At 44.7% G+C, this 6019-nt stretch carries 9 protein-coding genes; all 9 read left to right on the forward strand.

The annotated features are described in order from the left end of the window. The coding region (locus ACTIE6_RS04530) for a ThiF family adenylyltransferase (RefSeq protein ID WP_439555495.1) at positions 1–880 on the forward strand (880 nt) is incomplete at its 5' end. A gap of 250 nt (positions 881–1130) precedes the next feature. After that, positions 1131–1577, forward strand: a complete 447-nt coding sequence (locus ACTIE6_RS04535) for a hypothetical protein (RefSeq protein ID WP_439555496.1) — start codon at positions 1131–1133, stop codon at positions 1575–1577. A 161-nt stretch (positions 1578–1738) separates the two neighbouring features. Then, positions 1739–2068 carry an ArsR/SmtB family transcription factor gene (locus ACTIE6_RS04540; RefSeq protein WP_439555497.1) on the forward strand — a complete coding sequence of 110 codons (330 nt, stop codon included), beginning with the start codon at positions 1739–1741 and terminating at the stop codon, positions 2066–2068. A gap of 56 nt (positions 2069–2124) precedes the next feature. Next, a complete protein-coding gene (locus tag ACTIE6_RS04545; RefSeq protein WP_439555498.1) occupies positions 2125–2946 on the forward strand; it encodes an arsenite methyltransferase in 822 nt (273 codons plus the stop codon). Further along, on the forward strand, positions 2943–3356 hold the full coding sequence (locus ACTIE6_RS04550; protein WP_439555499.1) for an arsenate reductase ArsC: 414 nt from the start codon (positions 2943–2945) through the stop codon (positions 3354–3356). Before ACTIE6_RS04545 ends, ACTIE6_RS04550 begins: the two co-directional genes overlap by 4 nt. Before the next feature lie 124 nt (positions 3357–3480). Next, positions 3481–3843 carry a hypothetical protein gene (locus tag ACTIE6_RS04555; RefSeq protein WP_439555500.1) on the forward strand — a complete coding sequence of 121 codons (363 nt, stop codon included), beginning with the start codon at positions 3481–3483 and terminating at the stop codon, positions 3841–3843. A gap of 11 nt (positions 3844–3854) precedes the next feature. Beyond that, the gene (locus tag ACTIE6_RS04560) at positions 3855–4100 is read left to right on the forward strand and encodes a hypothetical protein (RefSeq protein ID WP_439555507.1); all 246 of its coding nucleotides are present in this window, start codon (positions 3855–3857) and stop codon (positions 4098–4100) included. Between the two features lie 90 nt (positions 4101–4190). After that, positions 4191–5108, forward strand: a complete 918-nt coding sequence (locus tag ACTIE6_RS04565; protein ID WP_439555501.1) for a BRCT domain-containing protein — start codon at positions 4191–4193, stop codon at positions 5106–5108. 355 nt (positions 5109–5463) lie between these two features. Then, positions 5464–5964: a hypothetical protein gene (locus tag ACTIE6_RS04570; RefSeq protein ID WP_439555502.1), complete on the forward strand. Its 501-nt coding sequence runs from the start codon at positions 5464–5466 to the stop codon at positions 5962–5964. Positions 5965–6019: the final 55 nt, after the last annotated feature.

Here is a 6019-nt window from a genome sequence, read left to right on the forward strand (position 1 = left end):
CCGGAAACATCTCGGTGGTCGGAATTATGCGGATTATGGTGTCTGGGTGTATTACCCATGGAGCCGGAGACTGGTCCATCTGCTTGACTGCGAAGCGTTCTATAAAGTCAGGACAAACAGAAACAATTGTAAAATTACCATCGAAGAACAGCAGGTGTTATCATCAAAAAAGATAGGTATCATTGGCTTGTCGATCGGACACGCTGTTGCCATGACGCTCGCCACCGAGCGATCAGTCGGTGAGCTGCGCCTGGCAGACTATGACCAGATTGAACTTTCAAACCTAAACCGAATTCAGACAAGCACGCACAATCTGGGTATGAATAAGGCGGTTGTTGCCGCGCGGGCAATCGCGGAGATCGATCCGTTTATTAAAGTGCAAGTCTATCGGAGCGGGATTTCGGAAGGCAGCATTGATCAGTTTCTTACTGAGGGAGGAAAGCTCGATTTGCTGGTGGAGGTATGTGATGGCCTGGATGTTAAATTCATGGTCCGGCGAAAGGCGCGGGAGAGCCGAATTCCTGTATTAATGGATACAAGTGACAGGGGAATGATTGATATCGAACGTTTTGACCTGGAACCGCAGCGTGCAATTTTCCACGGCTTGTTGGATGAGGTTGACACCAGGGTTCTGGATGATCTGACAACCGACGAGAAGATAAAACTGGTAGGCAAAATTATTGATATGAATGAGATTTCCGACCGCTTAAAAATCGCCATGACCCAGATAGGAGAAACGATCCTATCGTGGCCGCAACTGGCTTCTTCGGTTGCATTAGGTGGCGCTATTACAGCGGATAGTTGTCGAAAAATCCTGCTCGGTACAACTATGAAATCAGGTCGCTATTACGTTGACATTGACCAGATCGTAGGAGTCTGAAAAGTAACAAACCTGCTTATCTGCCCTGGTTGTAACGAGGCCACTTCTCCCCCATCGGCAGGATGCAGGTAATTACTGGATGGATTGCTTGCATTGAAAATGTGGTCTGTTTGCGGGATCGCAATTGGTGCATCTGATGTCACAGGCAGTATGAACACTGACGCTTATTCCCTGATCTCGAATTTAATAAAGTAAAATAATATGGAGCGCTGTTTGAATTGCATTAGCATGTGAAGTATTTTAGATAGATATGAAACAGGTCTCCACCGCCTGGGTGTTTGAGAACTCCAGAGAGGAGATGTTGTATGCCGGCTTCACCGACCAGGAATTGACCCGCGAGATTTCTTATTCGAACTACGATAGACACATCTCGGCAAAGATGCGCAATGTGCCTCTGGACTCTGTAAAGGCCAATAAGCTTTTTGATAAGATCACGTCAATAAGCCTGACCCTATCGCGGAAAGAATTGTCTTACCTGAGTCGATCTTTATTGGCGATAGGGTTCACCAGAAACGGAAATTCATTTGTAAAAGACGATTTTGGCATTAAGTATGAATTGAAGCAGTCAGCTCGTTTTTTAGTAAAGGAAATAGGCATCTTGCTGGCGGCACCTGTACCCAAAACAACGTATTCATCCGGAAATGTAGACCTACTGGTTGAGGGAAACCGCGCCAGGATGCGGTTCAGGTATAAGTGAGCTTGATGGTTAACCTTGGCTGGGTCTGTCAGATGAATCCGATATAATCTCACAATCAAGTATGTTTCAATTTCGCCATTCGCTGTTGACGGTGAATTGATAAAGTCAAAAAGTTTTATCGTATTATTACGATTGAATAAATTTTCTGCTATGTTTGCATTATGGGACTTACCAAAACAGAAATATTCACACCGCAGCAAAATCGGATAGCAGATCTCGCCAAAGCATTTGCACATCCGGCGCGGGTGGCCATTTTGCAATTGCTGGTGAAGAAAAAAGCGTGTGTTTGCGGCGACTTGGTGGATGAATTGCCACTTGCGCAAGCGACCGTTTCCCAGCATCTGAAAGAATTGAAACGGATTGGTATCATCAAGGGCGAAATCAACCCGCCGCGTGTATGCTATTGTATCAATGAAGTGGTCTGGAATGAAGCGCGACAAGTGTTTGGCGCTGTACTGGATACCTTTGAGCCGGCCGCAGCTTGTTGTTAAGTCCGGCTATTTTTTTGAGCTTATCTATCGTAATATTACAATTAAACAACTCGATCATGGAAAATGCTGACCAGATAAAGGAGGTTGTCCGCCAGAAGTACGGCGCAATTGCAGAACAGCCTGAAAGTAATAACTGCTGCGGCCCGACTTCCTGTTGCGGACCGGAAATTGAGGCAAATGTGCCGATCGTCATGGCGCAGGATTATCAGGAATTGAATGGCTATGTTGCTGATGCGGACCTAGGTTTAGGCTGCGGCTTGCCGACACAATTTGCCCAAATCAAGCCGGGCGATACTGTGGTCGACCTTGGATCGGGCGCTGGGAACGATTGCTTTGTCGCGCGGGCTGAAATAGGTGAAAGTGGTCGGGTGATCGGTCTGGATATGACACCGGCTATGATCGATCGTGCACGCAAAAACGCAAAGGCACGAGGTTATGACAATGTAGAATTTGTCTATGGCGACATTGAGGATATGCCTTTGGCTGCCGATCTCGCGGATGTGGTGGTGAGCAACTGCGTCATGAACCTGGTCCCGAACAAGCCAAAAGCATTTGCCGAAACTTTCCGGATCTTAAAACCCGGCGGACATTTCAGCATTTCGGACATTGTCCTGAAAGGCGAGCTACCCGAAGGTTTGCAAAAGGACGCTGAAATGTATGTGGGCTGCGTAGCCGGGGCGATACAGAAAGCGGACTATCTGGACATTGTGCAGGAATGCGGCTTTGTTGATATCACTGTGCAGAAGGAAAGGGAAATCGACGTGCCCGATTCCCTGCTTCAACGATACCTGTCAGCCGAGGAAGTAGGCGAATATCGCAGCCAGGACAAAGGCATTTACAGCATCACCGTTTTTGCAAGAAAACCCGAGAACGCATGAAACATATTCTGGTATTGTGCACCGGCAATTCTGCCCGCTCGCAAATGGCGCACGGATATCTGCAAGCTTTCGCTGGTGACCTGGCGAAAGTTTACAGTGCAGGCGTGGCCCCACATGGCGTCAATCCTTTATCCATTCAGGTAATGGCCGAAGATGGTATCGACATATCGCATCATACATCTAATCATGTGAATGAATATCTCGACGTTGAGTTTGACTACGTGATTACGGTTTGCGACAACGCCCGCGAGCAATGTCCTGTATTTCCTTCGAGGGCGCAACTGATCCATCAAAGTTTTCCTGATCCCGGCCATCAGCCGGACATTGATGCGTTGGAGTCATTTCGCCAGGTACGGGATCAAATCAAGGATTTTTGTCGGGAGTTTGTTGATAGTGAAATGGGGGTTTAGGTTATGAATTTCTCTCTGCCATTGGCATTACAAAAGCGTTCATTAAATTTCCGAGCATAAGGAATTAGTTCGGTTAAATCGTAAAATTGACCCGAGAAATAAACAAAACTGAAATTTCTACGCTATGAACAATTCTTTGTCGCTCGTCATCCTGGGCGTTTTGACTGCAATTACTTTTCATGTGAACGCGCAGACGACACCGCAGAAGGATACCGCTCAGAGCAAAAAGGAAGAAGTCATGAATCAATTACTTGACTATTCCAGGCCAGGTGCCAACCATGCGATTCTCGGGAAGCTTGCAGGGAACTGGGCATTTCAAGATAAAAATCTGCCTTTTGTGAAAGGAACAATTACGAGAAAACCGATTTACGAAGGGCGGTTCTATCTTGTCGAATTGACAGGTGGGAAATTGCAAATCCCGATTGCTAACGGTCAAATGAAGTTCGAAATTACCAGGAAGTTGAAATTGAGGGTTATGACAATGTAAAGAAGGCGTTTATTTCCAGCTCAATCAACAATCATATTGGGAGTAACATTGATGTTCAGCTTGGCAATTACAATCCTAATACTTCTGTTTTCACATACGAATGGGAGAGCGAATTACGGCCTGGTTTTAAGATCAAGAAACAAAGAGTCTTACAAATCGTGGACGATTCTCATTATACAGAGACTTTTTACGAAGAGCAGAACGACACGAAGAAAATCACCAGGAGTTTGGAATATTCCAGGACGGCAGGAAATTGAATTACCGCTTAATCAATAATTGAGCATTAAAAAGTTAGTTCGGTTACATCGGATACTTATCCCGAAAAGTAAACCTAAGTCTAACTCCAAATGCTCGACACCTCCCACTTTGACACCTACGACAGCGGCTCATTTCGCCAGTTCTGCGGGCCGTCTCAGGTTCACAAAGATTTGAATACGCTTTATGGACTGATTGTCGGCATTCAGGCTGATGGTCACATTAATGACAGCGAGATTGAGATGCTACGTGCATGGACCGGCTCTGTTTCCAGCTTGCAGGACAAGGCTCCTTATAACAAGTTTGTAGACAAGATTAATGCCATTATCAGTGATGGCGTTGTTACGATGGAAGAAGCTGAGGACCTGATCTGGCTTTGCAAGAATTACCTGGATTACAACCGAAATCCCTATTATGATGTAATCACTTCTTCTACGCAACAGCTCGGCGGGTTTCTGGCTGGGATCTCGGCAGATAAAACGATAAACATCGAAGAGCTTACTGCACTGGGCAATTGGTCTTCCGAAAATGCGCCGCTATTCAAAACTTGGCCGTTTGACACCCTGCTGCCTGCCATCGAGCGCATTCAAGCCGAACGAAAATTATCGGCTGACGATCACAGCGAGCTACTTACATTCTGCCAATCGATTACTTCCATCAAACCTGCCGAACAAGAGAAGGTCACCATTCCCGTCAAGCTGGCGGAGCAGCAGGTTTCAATCCTGATCCAGGAATGCTCTTTCTGCTTTACCGGAGAATCTTCCAGGTATTCGCGGAAGGAACTGGCGCAGATTGTTGAAATGTACGGAGGCATTGCTGCCGACTCGGTGACTGCAAAGCTTCACTACCTGGTAATCTGTGACGTGCGGAACCCTGCATGGGCATTTGAAATGTACGGGCGGAAGGTAGAGAAGGCTATGAATATGAAGAAGAAAGGTGCCGGACCGGAAGTGGTTTTTGAGGATGATTTGTTTGCTGCGTTAAGGAGCTTTGGTTTCGCTATAAATTAAAAAGACAGAGATGAATTGTCAAGGTATCTATCCTAAGTGTTTCAATAGATTTACTGTACTATTTCTTGTATTTGTATGTCCGATTGCTGCTGGACAGCAATTAAGGAAAGCTCCGTACTGGAGTTCAATTAGAGATTCTATTGTAAAGTCCAACGGAAGTCACGAAGGTATGATAGACATTAGGGTTGCGAACACACAATTTACATCACCTATTATCTTCAACTATTACGACTTCTCAAACAGCAAAATCGTCCTCTCTTCCTCAATTTTTCCCGATTTTGTATACTTTAATAATATAAGAATAGACTCCTTAGAGGTAACAAATTCCGAGTTCCTTCAAAACTTTCAGTTCTTCATGTCAAAATTCACAGGAACTACAAGAATTTCTAATTCAAATTTTCATGGATTCTTTGAAATTTACGGTAGTACGATAGATAAAAAAATATCTATCATTGATTCCAAATTCGGCAATATTTTCGAACTGGACAACCTCAATATTATAGAGCCACCGCTGTTCTATAATTCTGAGTTACCAGATACTTTGAACCTTTTCAGCTTAAAACTTGATTCACTCAAACGAGAACTGGACTTCTCTGACTGCGTTTTAGGAAAACGTGCAATCGAAAACGGACGAAAATGCCTTGTACAGATTTATGATACAGATATTTCCAAACTAATTTTACCATCTCACCTATTCACTATCGACAGTAGAAATGACGAGCGATTAACCAGTTCCGCAAAACTGGACAGGTTATCGCAAACTTATGAAAGGCTTATACGAAAAAGTAAGGATTTAGGAATGATGAACAGTGCAGAGGGCTGGGATATAGAATATCAAAGGAGATTGAACGATTAAAAAGTGTTACTAGGAATAAAAACCGGGACTGCAATTAATCTATTTCACAGGCTTT

This window comes from Dyadobacter sp., assembly GCF_051859145.1.
In the GTDB taxonomy this organism is placed as follows: domain Bacteria; phylum Bacteroidota; class Bacteroidia; order Cytophagales; family Spirosomataceae; genus Dyadobacter.

Coding starts and splice junctions, on each gene's coding strand:
- ACTIE6_RS04535 (WP_439555496.1), top strand. CDS start 1,131: ATGAAACAGGTCTCCACCGCCTGGGTGTTTGAGAACTCCAGAGAGGAG.
- ACTIE6_RS04540 (WP_439555497.1), top strand. CDS start 1,739: ATGGGACTTACCAAAACAGAAATATTCACACCGCAGCAAAATCGGATA.
- ACTIE6_RS04545 (WP_439555498.1), top strand. CDS start 2,125: ATGGAAAATGCTGACCAGATAAAGGAGGTTGTCCGCCAGAAGTACGGC.
- ACTIE6_RS04550 (WP_439555499.1), top strand. CDS start 2,943: ATGAAACATATTCTGGTATTGTGCACCGGCAATTCTGCCCGCTCGCAA.
- ACTIE6_RS04555 (WP_439555500.1), top strand. CDS start 3,481: ATGAACAATTCTTTGTCGCTCGTCATCCTGGGCGTTTTGACTGCAATT.
- ACTIE6_RS04565 (WP_439555501.1), top strand. CDS start 4,191: ATGCTCGACACCTCCCACTTTGACACCTACGACAGCGGCTCATTTCGC.
- ACTIE6_RS04570 (WP_439555502.1), top strand. CDS start 5,464: ATGTCAAAATTCACAGGAACTACAAGAATTTCTAATTCAAATTTTCAT.